Below are 18196 nucleotides of genomic sequence, written 5' to 3'. Positions count from 1 at the left end.
ATATAATCCAAGAGTTAAGTTGTGGCTAGGCAACGCCCCTGTAGCAGAGCTTGTTTTCTGGGATAAATGTGAGAGTATATCTAACCGCAGCCACCCTCTGAACCACTACCCTCACCTCCAGCAATAAAGCCACCATCACTGTATGTGCTGTGTGCATAAACAAGTAACGACTCAAAATTAAATCTCGGCCAATCATGAAAACAATGCTTGCCTACATCCGCTCGCATTTCAGCATAACTCAGCCCGGTCTGCAGTCCGTCAAAATCAGCCTGAGAACAAAACATTGCATAGGCATATGCCTGATTATGGTCATGAGTAAAAACCTGACTAAACACTTCAGTGACCTGCTCAACAGAGTAATATTCTTGTCTGGTGTAGGATTCAACCAATCGCACAGGCAGCTGACGTGCAATAGACTTAACCGAATTTTTCTTTTGCCAGAATGAAAACATCTATGTACTCCTTTAGTGTTCCTGTGATGGCCAGAGAATCAGAGAAATATTGTGATACCGCGCTCCCGTTACCTGATCCCTGACTCTTAAAACTCAGCATATCGTCAATCATCAGACGTTAAAAGTGCATCAAAGAAATGATACGCACCGCCTGGCCTGGATTTTTTGCAAAGTATGATTACACTTAATAGTCAATACGTTAGAAAGGATAATCAAAATGAGCGTCAAACGGACCAACAAAGAAATAGCAAAAGATACAGCATGCCTGGCAGGCGAAGCTCTGTTAACTCCCGGCGTCAGTCTGCTGGCCCAGGGCAAAGGCAAACTGGGTCTGGCGCATGTAGGCGCAGGGCTTGCGGCTAAATTAGCACTGGGCCCGGCCGGAATGCTGTTTGTTGCAGCAAACTCCTATTGCTTAAGTAAAACCGGGCAAAGCTTGTTCACCCAGTTTACCACCACGAAAGGCGCAGGTGACCAAAGTCTGCGAGAAGACGTGTCACAGGCACTGGATAAAGGCCAACCCATCGAACAAGTAATTGAAAGTGTTATTGAAGATGTAGAAGATATCTATCACGAGAAAAAGTCTTCTTAAGTACGAGCCTTTAAATCGTCAGGAAAGAGCAATCATTGGTTTACCCATTACCTCATCGCAGGTGCATTCTTTTGTTCAGAAATTTGTAATTGCCACAATGCCGCATAATCACCATTTCTTGCCAGTAGCTGCTCATGTGTCCCGGCTTCACTGATCTCTCCGTCTTTAATGTGGTAGATCGTATCAACATACCGAATACTCGATAAACGGTGAGCGATAATAATCACAGTACAAGTATGTGATATTAAATCAACAGCCTGCCTGATTGCAGCTTCTGTTTTATTATCAACCGCCGACGTAGCTTCATCTAAAACCAGTATTGCGGCATTTTTTAACACCGCTCGCGCAATGGAAAGCCGCTGGCGTTGACCACCCGACAACTTATACCCTCTTTCGCCTATCTGAGCGTTGAAGCCATCCGGGTGGGCATCAATAAATTCATAAGCTTGCGCTATCTTACAAGCCGCAACGACTTCATCAAAAGTTGCGGAGGGTCGACCATAAACCAGGTTGTCATAGATGGTGCCGTTAAATAAAAATGGCTCCTGGCTTACCAATGCAATTGACTGCCTTAAACTTTTTAAACTTACCTGCTCTATATTCTTATCATCGATATAAATCTGACCCTGCTGAGCCTGGTAAAAGCCCAATAAAAGCTTGATCAATGTGCTTTTACCCGATCCTGTTGGCCCAACAAAGGCCACTTTCTTGTTAGCTTTTACTTCAAAAGAAACCCCTTTAATCACCTTATGCTGCGAATAACCAAAATGTATATCGCTAAATGCAATGCTGCCAACCCCGGCTGTAAGCTGTTGCTGGCCGTCCCGTGAAATCACTTCAGGCGCTATATTCAATACTGCATCCAGACGGGCCGCCGCTGCATGGGCATCTCTGTAAAGAGATTTCCCATATTCCAGCCCGGTCGCAGAGTTTAGTATGCTGGGGGCAATGCCAATCTGAACCATAAACTCAGTGGTGCCGATACCGCCACGCAAAACATTCATACAACCGTATACGACCGGCCCCATAATCCCCATAACAAATATCAACTCGTTCATACTGGAGTAATAGGAGTTTTCCCTATCAAGCCTGACAGTGTGTTCGCTGGCCGCATCTTTAGCACTGCAAAACCGCTCATACTCAATGTGTTCAGCTGTAAAGCTCTTAACTGTAGACAGGCCATTCAGATTATTCGATAGCACTTTCCTGTGGCTGTCTGTCAGATCGCCCGTTTTATTTTCCTGCTCCCGAATACTTGCCTGATGACGTTTATTCAATCTGGTGATAAATGGTACCGGAAGCAAACAAAGCGCGAAGGCCACCGGAGAGATAGCAAGTATGATCACAGAACTGAACAACATAGTTGTGGCTTTGTCTGTAAATTCAGCCGGTGTGTAATTAAGAAACCGCTTTATAATATCCACATCATGGCTAACTAAATGCTGCAGTTTGTCAGGGCTTTGACTGTCTAAATACGGCATAGGTAAGGACTGTATGTGTGCAAAGACCTGCTCACTCATCTTTTTATCTATTTCATTGGAATACTTGCTCCAATGTTTATTTTTATGATGTGCAGTGATCGACTCAGCGCCTTTAGACAGCCCAAACGCACCGGTAAAGAATGCCAGTTGAGCCCCTTGCGATAACCCCAATTTTGTGAGTACTGCAATCGGAGATAGCACACTTGAGATCATCAAGCCTGTCATAATGGGCGACAGGATCTTAAAAAATGAGTTGATGGCACTGGCTCTTATTGCCGTGTGCCTCAGTGCCCGACATTGCTCATCTTCAATCCGTTGAACTAAGCTGTACAAGTGGTTTTCATTAAGCCTTTGTTTGAATCCAGCCAGCCCTTTGTGACGTGGAGTACTATCACTCTCTGCGCAACCGGTTTGTTTTTGACTGTACTGAAATGCTTGCTTTAGTAATTTCCGTATTGTTTTCGTTTGCCAACAAGACGGATCAAACAACAATAAAACCCTGCCTGTCAGAGGATTGGCCGTCACTTGCACCATTCCGGCCTGCTTATTCAAATAGCTACTCAGATGCTTAGCAAGCAGTGGCTGGTTCAATAGACCCTCAATATGCCAACGCTCGCGCCCGGGCAAGGTTGACCTAGGATAAATGTGATGGTCAGTTAATAGTGAAGTGGTCATATCCATCCAAATTGGGTTGAGTTAAGTTGAATATATACACGTCTCGACGACTGCAAATTCGTCGCTACAAATACTGATTAAGAAAATTAAGATAGTGATTGGATGCTGCAATGAGGTTTGCTCTGTGATTAAACCCGTGCCCTTCATCATCAAACAACAAGTACTCCACTGGCACACCATTGCGCTTAACAGCCTGCACAATTTCATCACTCTCAATCTGTAATACTCTTTGATCATTTTTTCCCTGTACTACCAACAGAGGACGGCAAATTTGCGAAGCATGAAACAAAGGTGACACCTGCTTAAGGCGCTGATGATCCTGGGCAGGATCTCCCATAACATCATAAATTCGCTTGCGAACTCCCCCCATCCAGGGAGGTATACTATTTAAGGTACGCAACCAATTTGTCACACCAAAGATATTAATCGCCAGTGCAAATATATCCGGCTTAAATGTTAATGCTGCCAGAGCCAGAAAACCGCCATAACTGCAGCCCATAATGCCAATGCGCTGACCATCCACCCAGCCCAGACCACTAAGATAGTGTTTGGCGTAAAGGCAATCTTCTAAATCAACATCACCGTGTTGCCTGTCCGCCATATGGAAAAAGGTTTTCCCGTAGCCCGTTGACCCCCTATGATTCACAGCCAACACCGCATAACCATTACTCACCAAATGTTGAATCACTGGATCGAATTTTTGCTGTGACTGATCCCCTGGTCCTCCGTGTATCCAGAGCATGGCCGCAGCAGGGTTATCAGCACTTGCCTCACTGGGACGATATAACAGCGCTGGAATAGATAGCCCATCAAAACTGCGATAATGAACGACTTCAGCCCGCACAAGGCGTTGCTGAGGCAGCTTAGGGTTTTGCGCCTGAATTAGCCGAACATTGCTCCCATCAATGTGGTGAATGTGCAAACTGGCAGGACAAACACAGCTCTCGGTGTAATAACCAACCCGGCTTTCATCGGGCGAAAAACACAACCCAGTTGCCGCGTCTTCCTCACGGGATAAGAGATAGGGCTTCTGTGTATTGGTATCTGTAACCTGGAGACAGGTTTTAGCATCCCGGTTCACTTCACAGATTTGATAACGTCCCGAGGGCGAAAAATAAAATGCGGTCACATCCCAGCCAAGCCGTATCACTTCGGCGGTTTTTCCCGTCACCAAATCTAGCACCCACACATTCTTATGTTCACAATCTAGATCGCTTGTATAGAACACACTTTGGCTATCCGGGGCAAAGCTCATTATCATGTGCCGCGCCTGCATATCGCTTTTACCTACCCAATAACGGGGCTGGTATTCACAACGCTTACCTTTCGACATGTCTAAGCGATAAAACACTAACTGATTTGCTCTGCTGCTCAATTCTTGTTCACACGCCAGCCACCCCCCATCGCGGCTGATGTCACAGACGTTAACCTCATCACAATTGGTAAAGACACACTGGTTTGTATAATCAGCTGCACAATAGCAGTAGACATCATAAACACTGGCGTCTCGCTGGTTATGCAACAGCCAAAATTGCTCACCGCTGTCACTCCACTGTAAAAAGCTGGCTTTGAGACCGTCACCGGGCGTTAGGTCCCGACGCTGCCCGTCTGGTTCATGAACCCAAATATGATCAAGTTCATCTCCACACTGATCCTGGCGGTATAAAAATCGGCTGTCCTTTGGAAAATAACTAATGGCAAACGTCGGTTGAGTCGCGAAATGGGTTAGTTGCTCAATTCTGTTGGCTTCAGTGGCGACCCGATATACATTCGCACAGCCAGATTGATCTGAACTGAGCAAAAAGTAACGACCATCATGTGAGCAAGATAAGCCAGTTAAAGTGGTGTTTTCATGAAAATGAGCTGCATCGGAGATATCAACGCTCAGCGGGATCATAAGCCAGCCTCCGGGAGAGCCGGGTTACTAAGATGATGGCGAGCCAACTGAGTAATGGTCTCTATACGTCCAATCTCCTTGTTGCATAAGTGCGCCTGTTGACACTTAATTTGAGCCCAGTCCTGTGGCTCAATTCCGGCAAGGTACAATTGCGCATAGTCCTCAAGATGCATATTCAATATCGCATAATTGAAATCATCCCGATGGATCCAGACGCTGGTTAAAGCTGCTCTAAAACAGTCATATTCTTTGCGACTTAGATGTGCCTGCTCAGCAATGCTGTTCGTCCCATGCAACAGGTGACTATTAAACTGTATTGTTGTCCCATTCACATAATCGTACACTTGCCGCTCAAGTGTGTGTTCATCATAACAAACCGATGAATTGCCAATCTGCCTGATATCCCGCAACAGACCGGGAGCACTGCGATAATAATGCGTGTTAGTCTGCGCCAGTTGCTCATAGAGTGTAAAGTGGCTCGGGTTTTCACTATCAACCACAAACACACCCAAATCACTTGCTGATAAACTCGGCATAGGATCTTTGTGCAGTGCAGTCCAGAGCGTGATCATTCTCGATTGATACCCATTACTCGCGAAGTAATGAATACCCCCATCCTGATGCGTATTGTCCAACCCTATCGTATCTTTGACTCTCAGTTTCCAAAGAGAAAAGTACAATGGGACATAGTGCTGATAAATATGCTGAAAATGCGTTTGATAAAAGCCCTTTGTCAAGTCATACAGTTGGACAAAAGCCCCTCCGGTAAAGTCCTGAGACGCTTCAGTATGCGTAAAATCAAATGCACTATCCAATGCACCCACCATATGTTCAAACTCAGACGCGCCGCCCTGTTGACTGACATTAATAAAATTATTAAGCATCATTCCATCGAGTCCAGTTGTGCTGTTGCTGCCTGTTCGCAGGTCTCCAGACTTGAAAAGTCGGGGTCAAGAAATAGCTCTCTTCCTTGTCCATCATTGAGCAAACGAGACAAGAAAAAGCCGACGCCAACCGTTCCGGTTGCATAATCTGTGGTGAGTCCGGCCAGTTTATCACCCGGGAATGCAACCCCTTCTCCTACTGCACACTGATACAAACTCACTCTGTAAGCAATTGAGTTCGCCTCCCTGAGATACTGCGCATCTTTGGTTACCCGATATAAATCCAGAAAGAATGTACCTATGCCGCTCATGCCAACAAAAGCGCCTGGATAGATACAAAACTTGCCTTGGGTTGCCTGTGCAATCTCTTGTGCAAACGCGAGGTATTTTGCCTCCCGAGTAACACGGTAAAAACGTAACAACACACAACCCACACCGACCGAGCCAAACTGCAAGTATGGATAAGTGGTTTTTTCATTGTAGTTTTTGCGCCAGACCAGTTCGTTATTAATTCGCTCACCTCTGTCAATTTCAAACTGCAGACAACGTGTAGCGAGGCGTAAGTCTTCCTGATTGTGCGTAACCTGGTACAAACGTAAAAAGAACAGCGCTATACCGGCATTACCATGGAGCAGACCGGAATATGGCTGACCGTCCAGGTTTTTGTAATACAAGGTGCCCTGATGCTCGTTAAGCTGATTGGTGATTATCTCTGCAGCTTCTTTTGCCCCCTGCAAAAACTCGGGCTGTTGAGTTTTGCTGTAAAATTGTAAGCACGCTAATCCCCAACCCGCCGCACCGTAAAACAAATCACAGGCATCATGACGCAGGTCGTTTTTCAGCACCTGCTTCATTAAACAGGTTGCATCTGACTGATACCCGCACTCATACATCACCCAGGCAATGCCAGACAGACCTGAGTATAAGCCCGGAGGCATGTTTGCCCTATTCAGTGCCATGAGCTCATCAATGGCTTTTTGCATTAAAGGTTCGGCTACGATATTCGTGTACTTTCTGAGATAGTAAAAAATCCCAAACTGGCCATAAGATACGCTATAGGGGTGGGTGTTCAAGGCACGATAGTCGACAGGAAAAGTGCTTTCTCCAACTGGGTTATCTATAAAATGGGCCAGGCCATCGTCCATCTTTTTCAATAATTGCTTACACTCGCCCTCATCCAGATTCAGACTTTTTCGTTCAAATAAGCCTGTCTGAGCGACTGGCACCGTTAATTGCCCCAACGTAGTGGCTATCACTTGTTTCACTTTGTCAACTTGCGCAGCCTGTAGCAGCATAGCAACCTCTGACATGCACTCAGGCAAACCATGGCTTTTTACCAATGCGCTTAAATATGTGTTCTTGATCGCCGGGTTTAAGGCAAAAAGTGGACACACCGGATGCAACAAATGAATACACAATGCACTCACAGCTTGCCAGTCCTCATCCACGGTGGGCTTTCTGCGTTTGTTTTTATCGTATTCGGAAAAACCACGACTGGTTATCCTGGCGTAAAATTGTTCGTTAAGTTGATCATATGCCCCCTCCAGGTCAATCAACTTAACCTCTAACGTCTCGGGGTGTATCAGGATATTTTGCGGTGCAATATCACCAATGATAACGCCTGTCTGGTGAACCAGCTCAACCGCTTTGATAATATTAGCTAATAGTAAGAAATAGCGCTGGCAGAGCTGGAGCGCCTGCTCGCCTTGATCATTTATCAAAATGTTGTGATTTTCCCAATCTCTATAATTGAGGGTTTCAAAGGGGATATGTTCCAGCACTAAAAACTGATGCTGCCACTCTTTGAACACCTCGACGACTTTAGGCGTCACACCAGTGTATTCAAGTCGTCGCAAAATATGGGCCTCGTGGATCAAGCCGGAAATTGCGTCGTGCTCATTTAACAGGCTGCGGTTGATATGAGGGCGCGCCTCTTTTATAACGACTGTCAAACCAAACTTTTTGTCCCTGGCAAGATATACCCCACCTTTGCTGGAGTGACTCGCTAACGCATCGACGACTTCATAGCGTTGATTAAGCAACTCAGATTCTGATTCATCATCAGGACAAGGAAATGGATCCGTTATACCTTCGGGCAAATGGAAGTAAGGTAAACGAACATCAGTCTCTCCTGTCAACTCATTAATAACAACGGGCTTCGAAGCACCAGTCACATCGCATTCTTTATTACCAGCAAACGTCCCATAGCGATAGAACACACAGCGGCTCTCTTTATACGCACGATCGCTTAAGATATAAGGTCCATAGTACGCTCCAGTCACAGTGAAAAGCGCCTCTATAACGGCCTCAAACTCAGCTTGACTGGCTGGGTAAACGGTTAAAAATTTACCGGATGACACCTTATTACAAGCTTGTGAATTAAAGAAATCCTGGACATGGGCATCAACCAAAAATTTAAATGCCACGCCAAACTCAGCCAGAACAGGAAGAATATTCTTGAGTGCCTCTGGAGTATGGCTGGATATCAATGAAATATGGATCTTAAATCCGTGTCTGGGTAGTTCAACTGAGTGAGGTTTAGCAATATACCAGGCCTCTCTTCGTCTGATTTCCCAGCTATCACCTAATATTCCTTTAGCGATATTAAGGTAACTTTTATCATTGACATCATAAGACTGCACCTTAGTAAAGAACTTTGATTGACTAAATAAAAAGTGCGGCAGGTCGCTTACGGATATCCGCTTATCTATTGCATCGCCCATATTCTTCCTTAAATATAAAAATCAATAAAAATAAAAACCATGGCTATGGAATTAAAAAACCAAGCCACACCAGACATACAACAAAGCTTCTTCTTAAGAAGCCTTGCTGTACATAATAGAGCAAAGCAACCAATATTAAACGCAGCTTACAAAGCAAAGTAATGCAATAGAAACTGCGCTCAGACTTGGTTAGCTTTCATCTAATACCAGGACTTACCAAACACTGATTTGTGAAGGGTGACAAGTACCTGCATCTGCATTGATTTTCTGAAGTTCGATTACTTTTTTCATGATTACATTCCTTATTAACTTTATTTAAACTTAGGTTTAGTGGCGCTAGTTAATAACCTAGCGTTAATTAATATAGCTTCTCATTTAACACTCGCCAGTCAAAAAAATAAAAAACATTAAAGAAAACTTAAAAAATTTTTCACCAAAACCAAAAGGAAGATAAAAACCAATTTATTATCAACACCTTGACAACCAATGACCACGAACAAAAAACAGTCCACAACTTGTTAAAAAAACACGTTCTCATTCAAGTAAAATCAAGTGTAATAAGGTGTAATGGAAAACACCGGATTTTCTCCTAAAGTTGATTAGATTTAGCTTAACACTGCGAACGGGTATTCATGCAGAGACAAAGGCAAAAATTAGGAACAAGAAAACAAACTAAATACAAAGGAGGGGTTAGACATAAACATAGCCACCAAATTAAATTACCACGCTAAAGTTAATTAGTGAGGTTTTGCTTGCATATTTTCTACAGCACCACCTCTCTAAGGTGTGGTTCAACCTTAATTTTAAATGCGTACAATAAATACGCAAAGATAAAGGAATAAATGCAATGAACGATTTTAATGCGTCCGACTGGATGCAAAATAGCCTCCCCTTGATTGGCAATCGCAAGCTTGTCGACATTTGTATTACTGGTTCACATGACTCTGGAATGAGCCTGATCCAGGATGGCACAGTTGGCTCTAATCAATGTAATACCCAGACGCAAACTTATAACGTGGGTCAACAACTGGCACTTGGTGCCAGATACTTCGACATTCGCCCTATCATTGGCAGTGGTGACTATTACACCGGGCATTATTCAAAAATATCAATTCCCCTGTATGGTGACTCAATGCAAGGCTCCAGAGGGCAATCGATTGAGAACATTGTTAACGAGATAAACGCGTTTACGGAACAACATGCTGAGCTGGTTATTTTAAATCTGTCTCACGATATGGACACCGACAGTGGTAATGAAAATTATCCTTCATTTACGCAAACTCAGTGGAATGGATTATTTGAGGCGTTGGCACAACTCCAGGCACTTTACATCACCAGCCCGGATGAGAATTTCTGTCAGTCTACATTAAATAGCATGATTGGAGATGGCAAAGCCAAAGTCATCGTGATCGTTGAACCAGATAACGTCGACCTCGGAACTTATCTGGGGAAAGGCTTCTATCCTTATGCCAACTTCAAGGTATACAACGAATATGCCGATACCAGTGATTTTACCAAAATGGTAAACGATCAATTTGCCAAAATGGAATCTGTCAGAAGCCAGTCGGGGTACTTTTTATTGTCATGGACGCTGACACAGGGCGCTGAAGAAGTTGTTGCCTGCCTGCTTTCCGGTGACGCAGAGTCAATCCGCAGCGCCGCTAATAAAGCCAATGCACAGCTGCCATCGCTCATAGCCCAACATACAACCCCTAAGCTCTATCCAAATATCATTTATACGGATAACATCATTGACGATATTTGCGCACAAGCTGCCATGTCAATCAATGAAAAAGCTGAGCCTTAACATGAGGCAAGCAGGTTGCTGAATACGGGAAAGCCAAAAGGACTCGCGACCCAGCTACCTTTGGTGTTATCAACGCCTGTCAGAGTGCCTGGCCTTCAGGCACTCACACCCAAACGTTATTGGTATTCAATCGTCCATTTCGCGTTGTTATTATTCGCTTTGCCATAACGATTCAGGTGTAGCTGTTGTGAGCTGGTATCAAGCCAGACATACTGATCCCAGCGCGTGTTCTTAAGATTCCACACACCGCCCTGGTCTATCAGCGAGAACCCAGCATCCTTGGCAGAATCCCACAGTTTTACGTAACCACTGAAAGAAGCACTGTAACTGAGGAACAGTTCAGCATTGTATCGACTGCGAAAATACACTTGCTGGTCTTTACCAGTCACACCCACAAATGCCAAAGGGTGTGCACCGCTGGCTTTGAGTCTTGCGTTGTTTTCTAACCCTGATTCACTCGATACAGCAAGGCCAGTTTCAGCGCTTTTCAGGATCATCGCCTGGCCGGCATCCGCTGGTAAATCTGGCGCTGTCCAACCATCTGGAGCCGTTTTCCAAAATGGCGACTTCCATTTCCAGTTGTATGGCATATCCATCAGCGGATCGTTAAGGTCTTCGTAACCTTCGACTGCCTCAACATTGTACAGACACTGGCGACGCTCTTCGTCTAACTGGGCTACACGCTCAAGCTGACTAACCGTGCCAACATTCAGCTCGGCCATACATTGCTCCAGACTCTTGCCTTTGCCAGATTCACCAGGTGCCAACACATAGGTGTGGTCACGGCGGCTTTCATCGTCATACCATTGACGCATGGCCGTTTCATCGAAAGATAGCCAGGCATTTACCAGCATTTGTGCCTGTGCTCGTGCGTAACTCTCTCTTTGCTCAACCGGAGTTGCCATAGTGCGAATAAACGCAGCCCACAGATCTTTACTCGCTTCCAGCGCCACCAGTGCAACCGGCTTCATATTGCTGGGACGGTAACCCTCCCAGCTGCCATCTGTGCGTGTGCCCGGATGCCAGATCACATCACCACTTTCATAGCTAATTGCATCACCAGTCGCATGGGTGTGCTGCTCCGCGCCTTCAGAGCATAAATATGCCTTAACCTGCCAGACTGTTTCATAGTTATCCTCAGGCAGGCGCACGGTGTGCTCCGGACTGAATGAATCCTGGAACAGATGCACGGCACGGCCAAACAGGAAATAGTTATGGTCTACGGTGACAGCACTGGCATAGCCGCCACCATCCCATACCTTGATCTGCTTACTTTGTGCCATTGCAGCATTAACAAAATGATCAATAAAACGTGCCTGTCCACGCTTAGCCGCGTCGACACCACCCTCGCCCCCTACATCATCATAGCGACGCATAAAGTGATCCTGTTGTAAATCGGCAGGCTCCTGGGCCACGGCATTAAAACAATTTGGGCCGGTCGGATCTATGCTGGCATTGGTGACGTTAAAACCGGCGATATCAACCCAGCGCTCACCGACAATGGCCGCAAAAATTGCATCATATTCAGAGTAGTAGGTGTTGTCATTGCGACGGTTGGCGAGAATTTTAGCAACTTCCGTTTGAGCAATATTCAATTCCGTTGATTTCGCGAGGCCCTGACCCCAGCTCAGACGAGGATCATTCGCATCTTCTACCTTAGTGTCTTGTGACAACAGCTCAAGGGCGGAGGTTCTGGTTAGCCACTCGTGACCAATGGGCATAACGCCGCTACCGCCTAACTGGGTAAATGCGCTGACTTGAGTATTTGCTGCCATTGCAACAACACAGGCAAGATGTTTTAACTTCATAATTACTCCTTAACTAATTTTGCATCAGCATTGTCACACAATTGAAATATGAAATCTTTAATAAAAGCATAAAAAATTCATAAAAATTAAGTAATTTAGAATGTTAAATGAACAAACCCAGCTCAATCAGTATGAAAATACGACAAACAATGACTTGTTAAGCATCAAATACTTAACATTTATGAGCTGGCTAAACGCCATGTTGCCGGAGTTAGCGGAGTTCAGCTGGGAGTTAGCTAAAAAGGCAACAGCAAAGTAAGGAAAGGGAAACATAGTTCCCTTTCCACCTTACTCAGTGATTAGTTTCGATTGCGTTGTGTTAGCGTAAATCTGCCGGTGTGGGGTAATCCGGGTGTTCAACATTTCGATGCGACCAGACAGCGGGGATGGGTGATTCGCGCTTCTCTTCAATCATAGTGACCAAAGTTGGCAAGTCATGCTCTGGTTCACCATAATACTCCAGCCAGCCTACTGGCACGTCCTGAGGATCTGCAGCCTTGATCACATGGGCCATCCATTGTTTTCTGAGTTCGGCCCATTGCGCTGTTTGCATAGCACTTTCGGCTATACCCTCAACTGGCCGCAGTTCAATGTAAATTGTGCGACGCGGGCCTTCACTTCTTTTTGGCTCAGAGCTGTGCAGTATCATCATATCCTGCACCAAAATATCACCCGCTTTGGCTGGTTGCTGCACAACACCCGGAATATCCCAGCCGTACTGGCTGGACAGCTCATAAATATCTAAAACCTCATGCTGAGTATCAGGCACATACCTTAGGCAGCCGTCATCCAGATCGGCGTCGTCCAGGTACACACCAACATTTAAATAGGGGTAGTTACGCGGGTGTGGCGCACCATGATGCCAGGCAATATGAGGGTGTGGATGCGGATACTTGTAAACCAAATCAAGCTGCATAGGTACGCACCCCAACCCTACCATCTGTTCGCAAATGGCCATCATGGTCGGGCTGGCCAGCAGTGCCAATACCAGCTCAGGGTCGTCAAACAGCAAATCATTGTAGCGAAACAGCTTTGGTTCTTCCGACTCCGTAGACAAAAAATACTGATTACGCAGCGCACCGTTTGCCAGATCCGCCTTTGCCGAGTCTTCTAACCTGACCGATAAGTCTCTCAGGCGCGCTAACAAATCTTGCGACAATGCCTGTTCAAAGCGCACAAACCCATTTTGCTCGTAAAAGCTCAGCTTTTCCTTTCCTATTGATACCATAACCAAACTCTTTCTTCATTAATAACCAATAAGTTAGATTGGCTCAATATGAAGAAAATAGCAATTACGTGTTGTTACGTGACAGAGCTAGCATAGCTACTCTAACGACGCTTCCAGAGCAGATTGTACGTGGATACGAGTCGTATCATAAACCGGTATGTCCGTATCTGAGTCACGAATGAGTAATGCTATTTCGGTGCACCCCAGAATCACTGCCTCGGCCCCAGACTCCTGCAATGAAGCAATGATCCGTAAATAATCTTCACGAGATTTATCCAGTATTTTACCCAGACATAATTCCTGATAAATCACGTCATGCACCTTTTGCTGATCAGACTCGTTGGGTATGCACACTTCAAGACCAAACTTTTCCTCCAGGCGGGTTCGGTAAAAGGCTTCCTGCATCGTAAATCGTGTCCCGAGCAACCCCACTTTTTTAACCTTATCCCGCACCAGCACCTGACCGGTCGCATCTGCAATGTGCAAAAGTGGAATACTGATGGCCTGTTGTACTTCATCTGCCACTTTATGCATGGTGTTAGTGCAGATCAGCGCAAACTCCGCGCCCGCCGCTTCAACAGATTGCGCTGCACTTGCCAGCAAGTCGGCGGCAGCTTGCCATTCGCCTCTGTGCTGCTGCGCCTCAACCTCAGCAAAATCAACACTAACCAAAACGATTTTCGCAGAGTGCAATCCTCCCAGCTGAGCTTTGACTCCTTCATTCAATAAGGAGTAATAGCTAACTGTTGACTCCCAACTCATCCCACCTATCAGGCCGATTGTCTTCATTTTGTCTGTCCTGTTGTTTTCATACTTGTTACCTCAGACTCTCACAAGTAGCGGATAAATTGCAGCTTTTTTATTACCTTAATCAGCATATTCAGACAGACGACAACAACCAACAGACGGTGTCATCATTTCGTTATTGTACCCGTTTAGATTAGTCCTCGCAGTTTTCATGCTTAATCAGCCAGAACCCGCTGCCCTTACTTTGCGTGCTCTGGCCACAATAATTAGAAAGGATCAAACAATGAAATGTGGTACAAAAAGTCTGCTGGCATTATCTGTGATATTCGCTCTGACAGCCTGTGATGGCGATGACGGGAAAGACGGCCAGGCGGGAACCAATGGCACAGATGGTCTAAACGGCAGCGCCGGACAAACAGGTAGCAAAGGATCGGATGGTGCTAATGGGCTGACCAGCCTGGTGAACCAGGCAAGCTTATCTATGGGCAATGAACACTGCTATTTTGGCGGCGTTGCGCTGCAATCAGGTATCGATAAGGACAACAATGGCGCGCTGAACGAGTCTGAGATCAGCCAAACCAACTATGTATGTCAACCGTCTCCTGTGACGAATCAAGGGTCGCCACTGCCCTATACGGCAATGCGCGGCGACCTGCAAAATGGTGATATTGCAGGCAGCACTTTTGAAGTACGCAACGGCGGCTATGGCTCTGACATGGTTGCTCACCCTACCAATAATACGCAATTCTATGCACTCACAGATCGTGGTCCTAATGCCACCTACACAGGCGACTACGGCAAAGGTAAAAAGTTTCCGACTCCGGACTACACGCCCCGTATCGGCTTGTTTGAACTACAAAATAATGGCCAGATAGTTAAACTAAAAGAGATCCTGCTAAAACGTCCTGATGGCACGCCAATCACAGGCCTGCCGAACAGCTCAGATCTGGGCGGTACGGGTGAAACCCCGTACGATGCAGACGGCGCTCCCATTTTGGTTGATAACACAAAACCTTATGATGCACAGAGCAACCCGCTCAAACTCGATGACTATGGCCTGGATGGCGAAGGTCTGGTTGCGTTAAAGGATGGCAGTTTCTGGATCAGTGATGAATATGGCCCACATATCGTCCATTACGATGCTAACGGTGTTGAACTATCCCGTATTAATGCATTCGCAAACGATGACCGCGTAGCGCTGCATCTGCCTGCTGAGTTTGCTAATCGCCGTGCAAACCGGGGGATGGAAGGCCTGGCCATTACACCGGACGAAAAAACTCTGGTCGGTGTGATGCAATCGACTTTATATAACCCGTCAAAAGCCGTGAAAGACCTGGATATTGTTCGTATTGTGACGGTTAATCTGGAAACCAAAGCAGTAGGACAATATTTATATAAACAGGAAAAGAATCAGAACTCAAATTCAGGGATCGTCGCCCTGTCAGCGTCAGAGTTTCTGGTCATTGAACGCGATGGTGCATTTTATAACACGACGCCAGACGCGATGAAGCGCATTTATAAAATCAACCTGAGCGATGCCACTAACCTGGAAGAAATCGCCTCCTCACCACAGATAATGCAGGATGAACAGCTCGGGTTAGTGATGAACGGCAAGACCCTGGAAGAGGTCGTCATGGAACAAGGCTGGGACGCCTTAAACGATGCAGGGATCGTACCTGTAAGCAAATCTCTGGTGCTCGATCTGGTTGAGCAGGTTAGCTATCCGCACGACAAGCTTGAAGGTATGTGGTTAATTGATAACTCCAGACTGGGTGTGCTGAATGATGACGACTTTGCCACCTGGTCCACCAATGGCATGCTTGAGCAAAAATACCTGGATGCTGGTAAGACACAAGTGGATGGAAATCGCCTGTACTTATTTGAAGGCCTCTCGCTCTCAAAATAGGCTTAAACTAGCCTTATAGCAAAGCCAGGATAAAACCTGGCTTTGCTTATTTTCCAAATGTCGAAGTCACCCAGACAGTTAGAAATCGTAAGTCGGACACCCCTTTTGCACGTCGGTTAGCTCTGGCAAGCACTGAATCGCATTCTGCGTATACCACCAGCCGCCGGCAACCTTATGCGTCATAGCTCCTGGTAACGCCTTGGTATCTGCAGTCAGGCCTTTGAGTTTTCTTTTGCTTAATTTCAGTTTCATAACAATGTTCCTTATATAGAAAAAACTCAATTATGAACACAGCAAACCTGATCATGTCAACAAATTGAAACAAATATATGTAATACGTTAATGGTTACTGTGCTTTAAGCGCGTTAATCAGCGTATCGATATCTGAGCGGCTGACCCCCAGGTGAGTGACCAGTCTCATCCCCTGATAGCCAGGTGTGATCTGGATCCCCTGCTCGAGCAAATTCTTAGCCACCAGCTGAATATCAACCTCACTGCCGACATCCACATACACCAGGTTAGTTTGAACCGGGTAAGCAGACGCATCAAATCCGTTCACTTCATTAAGACGCTGCGCCAGATAGCGCGCATTGTCATGATCTTCACGCAAGCGCTCGACATTGTTCTCCAGTGCATACTGGCCAGCAGCCGCCAGTATCCCTGCCTGACGCATGCCGCCACCGAGCATTTTTCTCAGCCGTCTTGCCTTGTTAATCAGTGCCTTGCTGCCCAAAAGCAAAGAACCAATGGGGGCGCCCAAGCCTTTGGATAAGCAAATTGTCATAGAATCAAAATGCGCTGCAATAGCCCGAATGTCGACTTCCAGTGCGACTGCCGCGTTATATACCCGGGCACCATCAAGGTGCAGCTGCAAACTATGCTGATCGCAAAATGCGCGTGCCTGAGCTAAATAGTCCAGACTTAACACTTTGCCACCAATGGTGTTTTCCAGGCTCAACAACCGGGTGCGGGCAAAGTGAAAGTCATCGGGCTTGATATAAGTGGCCAGCTTTTGCAAATCCAGACTGCCGTCGGGCTCATTCTCCACAGGCTGCGGCTGAACCGAGCCCAGCACTGCCGCGCCACCAGCTTCATACCGATAGTTATGCGCATTTTGCCCACATAAGTACTCATCTCCCCGCTCGCAATGCGCCAGTATTGCCAGTAAATTAGCTTGTGTGCCTGAGCTGACAAACACCGCCGCCTCAAACCCATGGCGCTGCGCCGCAAACTGCTCCAAATGGTTCACTGTCGGGTCATCTCCGTAGACATCATCGCCTACTTCTGCCTCAACCATAGCCTGAAGCATGGATTTACACGGTTTGGTAACGGTATCGGATCTGAAATCTATCATTGTTGTTCTTCCTGTTTACGGCGATATTCAACCGCCAGTAAAAAACATTTTTTGCTTTTACACAAGCAAGATACGGCGACTTGTGTTACTCACCCGTATAACGCTTTTCAACTCGCCAGGGCGGGTTAAGGCGATTTTCACCGGCCCAGTATAACTTGATTTTGTTACCGGACGGATCAGCCACTATGGCCTCTCGCCACAGGTAAGGCTCGTCAGTTGGCGCTTGTAATAAACGGATACCGCGCGATTCTATCATCGCAATCCAATCCTCCAGCGCTTCATGCTCAAAATAAATCGTAGTGTTGTGAAGAATATCCTCCTCACACAGAGACAGTGAGAAAGTCGCCTCTCCTTCGGGGCAAACAAATCGCGCATAGTGAGGCGTATCAACAATCTGAGTAAAGCCCAGCTTGAGATAAAACTCGACGGCCTGCTGCATATTATGGACGCTCAACGTTACCTGATTTAAATTCATGTTCTCTCCTTTTTGGTCGTCACAACGCGATATCGCGCTGAAAGAAAGCCAAGGGTAGAACCTCAACATAACTTTAGGTCAATACCTTAATATAAACTTTTGAATGAGGGCATGACCTGACCAGCGCCATGCGCAAAGATGAGCTTCGTTTCACCCAGGCCACAGGT

The 18196-nt window shown here is 46.1% G+C and carries 15 protein-coding genes; 4 read left to right on the top strand and 11 right to left on the bottom strand.

The genetic code is table 11. The annotated features are described in order from the left end of the window. Positions 1-80: 80 nt before the first annotated feature. Positions 81-452 (bottom strand): DUF6559 family protein, encoded by a 372-nt coding sequence (locus tag QNM19_RS00895; protein ID WP_049866353.1) that lies wholly within the window; start codon positions 450-452, stop codon positions 81-83. Between the two features lie 217 nt (positions 453-669). Between QNM19_RS00895 and QNM19_RS00890 the strand changes: the two genes are divergently transcribed. After that, entirely contained in the window at positions 670-1044 is a 375-nt protein-coding gene (locus QNM19_RS00890) for a DUF6072 family protein (protein ID WP_049866352.1), read from the top strand. Positions 1045-1091: 47 nt separating this feature from the next. Here the strand turns inward: QNM19_RS00890 and QNM19_RS00885 are convergent, their stop codons facing one another. The 4 genes from QNM19_RS00885 to lanKC form a co-directional block, all read right to left on the bottom strand. Then, complete coding sequence (locus QNM19_RS00885; protein ID WP_284026184.1) at positions 1092-3200, bottom strand: ABC transporter ATP-binding protein/permease; 2109 nt, start codon at positions 3198-3200, stop codon at positions 1092-1094. Between the two features lie 64 nt (positions 3201-3264). Further along, entirely contained in the window at positions 3265-5097 is a 1833-nt protein-coding gene (locus QNM19_RS00880) for a S9 family peptidase (RefSeq protein WP_284026183.1), read from the bottom strand. Then, positions 5094-5984 (bottom strand): hypothetical protein, encoded by an 891-nt coding sequence (locus QNM19_RS00875; protein WP_049866227.1) that lies wholly within the window; start codon positions 5982-5984, stop codon positions 5094-5096. The genes QNM19_RS00880 and QNM19_RS00875 overlap by 4 nt, the downstream gene beginning before the upstream one ends. Then, entirely contained in the window at positions 5981-8704 is a 2724-nt protein-coding gene (gene lanKC, locus QNM19_RS00870) for a class III lanthionine synthetase LanKC (RefSeq protein ID WP_284026182.1), read from the bottom strand. The genes QNM19_RS00875 and lanKC overlap by 4 nt, the downstream gene beginning before the upstream one ends. A gap of 847 nt (positions 8705-9551) precedes the next feature. Between lanKC and QNM19_RS00865 the strand changes: the two genes are divergently transcribed. Continuing rightward, positions 9552-10511 carry a PI-PLC domain-containing protein gene (locus QNM19_RS00865; RefSeq protein ID WP_284026181.1) on the top strand — a complete coding sequence of 320 codons (960 nt, stop codon included), beginning with the start codon at positions 9552-9554 and terminating at the stop codon, positions 10509-10511. Positions 10512-10627: 116 nt separating this feature from the next. On the opposite strand, the gene QNM19_RS00860 is transcribed toward QNM19_RS00865, so the two are convergent. Continuing rightward, complete coding sequence (locus tag QNM19_RS00860; RefSeq protein ID WP_049864319.1) at positions 10628-12319, bottom strand: phospholipase C/P1 nuclease family protein; 1692 nt, start codon at positions 12317-12319, stop codon at positions 10628-10630. A gap of 100 nt (positions 12320-12419) precedes the next feature. Here QNM19_RS00860 and QNM19_RS00855 point away from each other — a divergent pair, with 100 nt between their 5' ends. After that, positions 12420-12578 carry a hypothetical protein gene (locus QNM19_RS00855; protein ID WP_156202260.1) on the top strand — a complete coding sequence of 53 codons (159 nt, stop codon included), beginning with the start codon at positions 12420-12422 and terminating at the stop codon, positions 12576-12578. Between the two features lie 60 nt (positions 12579-12638). Here the strand turns inward: QNM19_RS00855 and QNM19_RS00850 are convergent, their stop codons facing one another. Both QNM19_RS00850 and QNM19_RS00845 read right to left on the bottom strand, forming a co-directional pair. Further along, positions 12639-13547: a phytanoyl-CoA dioxygenase family protein gene (locus QNM19_RS00850; RefSeq protein WP_049864318.1), complete on the bottom strand. Its 909-nt coding sequence runs from the start codon at positions 13545-13547 to the stop codon at positions 12639-12641. Between the two features lie 96 nt (positions 13548-13643). After that, a complete protein-coding gene (locus QNM19_RS00845; protein ID WP_049864317.1) occupies positions 13644-14336 on the bottom strand; it encodes an aspartate/glutamate racemase family protein in 693 nt (230 codons plus the stop codon). Positions 14337-14577: 241 nt separating this feature from the next. Here QNM19_RS00845 and QNM19_RS00840 point away from each other — a divergent pair, with 241 nt between their 5' ends. Then, the gene (locus tag QNM19_RS00840; protein WP_284026180.1) at positions 14578-16200 is read left to right on the top strand and encodes an esterase-like activity of phytase family protein; all 1623 of its coding nucleotides are present in this window, start codon (positions 14578-14580) and stop codon (positions 16198-16200) included. A gap of 78 nt (positions 16201-16278) precedes the next feature. On the opposite strand, the gene QNM19_RS00835 is transcribed toward QNM19_RS00840, so the two are convergent. The 3 genes from QNM19_RS00835 to QNM19_RS00825 all read right to left on the bottom strand — a co-directional run bounded on the left by QNM19_RS00835 (position 16279) and on the right by QNM19_RS00825 (position 18029). Then, on the bottom strand, positions 16279-16452 hold the full coding sequence (locus tag QNM19_RS00835) for a hypothetical protein (protein ID WP_156202259.1): 174 nt from the start codon (positions 16450-16452) through the stop codon (positions 16279-16281). A 94-nt stretch (positions 16453-16546) separates the two neighbouring features. Then, positions 16547-17554, bottom strand: coding sequence for a low-specificity L-threonine aldolase (gene ltaE / locus QNM19_RS00830; RefSeq protein ID WP_284026179.1), 1008 nt, complete (start codon positions 17552-17554; stop codon positions 16547-16549). An 85-nt stretch (positions 17555-17639) separates the two neighbouring features. Beyond that, a complete protein-coding gene (locus QNM19_RS00825) occupies positions 17640-18029 on the bottom strand; it encodes a VOC family protein (protein ID WP_049864316.1) in 390 nt (129 codons plus the stop codon). Positions 18030-18196: the final 167 nt, after the last annotated feature.

The organism is Pseudoalteromonas ardens, assembly GCF_030125445.1.
Classification (GTDB): domain Bacteria; phylum Pseudomonadota; class Gammaproteobacteria; order Enterobacterales; family Alteromonadaceae; genus Pseudoalteromonas; species Pseudoalteromonas ardens.
Note: the sequence above shows the minus strand (reverse complement) of the source record. Positions and strands in the feature narration are given on the sequence as shown.

Coding starts and splice junctions, on each gene's coding strand:
- QNM19_RS00895 (WP_049866353.1), bottom strand. CDS start 452: ATGTTTTCATTCTGGCAAAAGAAAAATTCGGTTAAGTCTATTGCACGT.
- QNM19_RS00890 (WP_049866352.1), top strand. CDS start 670: ATGAGCGTCAAACGGACCAACAAAGAAATAGCAAAAGATACAGCATGC.
- QNM19_RS00885 (WP_284026184.1), bottom strand. CDS start 3,200: ATGACCACTTCACTATTAACTGACCATCACATTTATCCTAGGTCAACC.
- QNM19_RS00880 (WP_284026183.1), bottom strand. CDS start 5,097: ATGATCCCGCTGAGCGTTGATATCTCCGATGCAGCTCATTTTCATGAA.
- QNM19_RS00875 (WP_049866227.1), bottom strand. CDS start 5,984: ATGATGCTTAATAATTTTATTAATGTCAGTCAACAGGGCGGCGCGTCT.
- lanKC (WP_284026182.1), bottom strand. CDS start 8,704: ATGGGCGATGCAATAGATAAGCGGATATCCGTAAGCGACCTGCCGCAC.
- QNM19_RS00865 (WP_284026181.1), top strand. CDS start 9,552: ATGAACGATTTTAATGCGTCCGACTGGATGCAAAATAGCCTCCCCTTG.
- QNM19_RS00860 (WP_049864319.1), bottom strand. CDS start 12,319: ATGAAGTTAAAACATCTTGCCTGTGTTGTTGCAATGGCAGCAAATACT.
- QNM19_RS00855 (WP_156202260.1), top strand. CDS start 12,420: ATGTTAAATGAACAAACCCAGCTCAATCAGTATGAAAATACGACAAAC.
- QNM19_RS00850 (WP_049864318.1), bottom strand. CDS start 13,547: ATGGTATCAATAGGAAAGGAAAAGCTGAGCTTTTACGAGCAAAATGGG.
- QNM19_RS00845 (WP_049864317.1), bottom strand. CDS start 14,336: ATGAAGACAATCGGCCTGATAGGTGGGATGAGTTGGGAGTCAACAGTT.
- QNM19_RS00840 (WP_284026180.1), top strand. CDS start 14,578: ATGAAATGTGGTACAAAAAGTCTGCTGGCATTATCTGTGATATTCGCT.
- QNM19_RS00835 (WP_156202259.1), bottom strand. CDS start 16,452: ATGAAACTGAAATTAAGCAAAAGAAAACTCAAAGGCCTGACTGCAGAT.
- ltaE (WP_284026179.1), bottom strand. CDS start 17,554: ATGATAGATTTCAGATCCGATACCGTTACCAAACCGTGTAAATCCATG.
- QNM19_RS00825 (WP_049864316.1), bottom strand. CDS start 18,029: ATGAATTTAAATCAGGTAACGTTGAGCGTCCATAATATGCAGCAGGCC.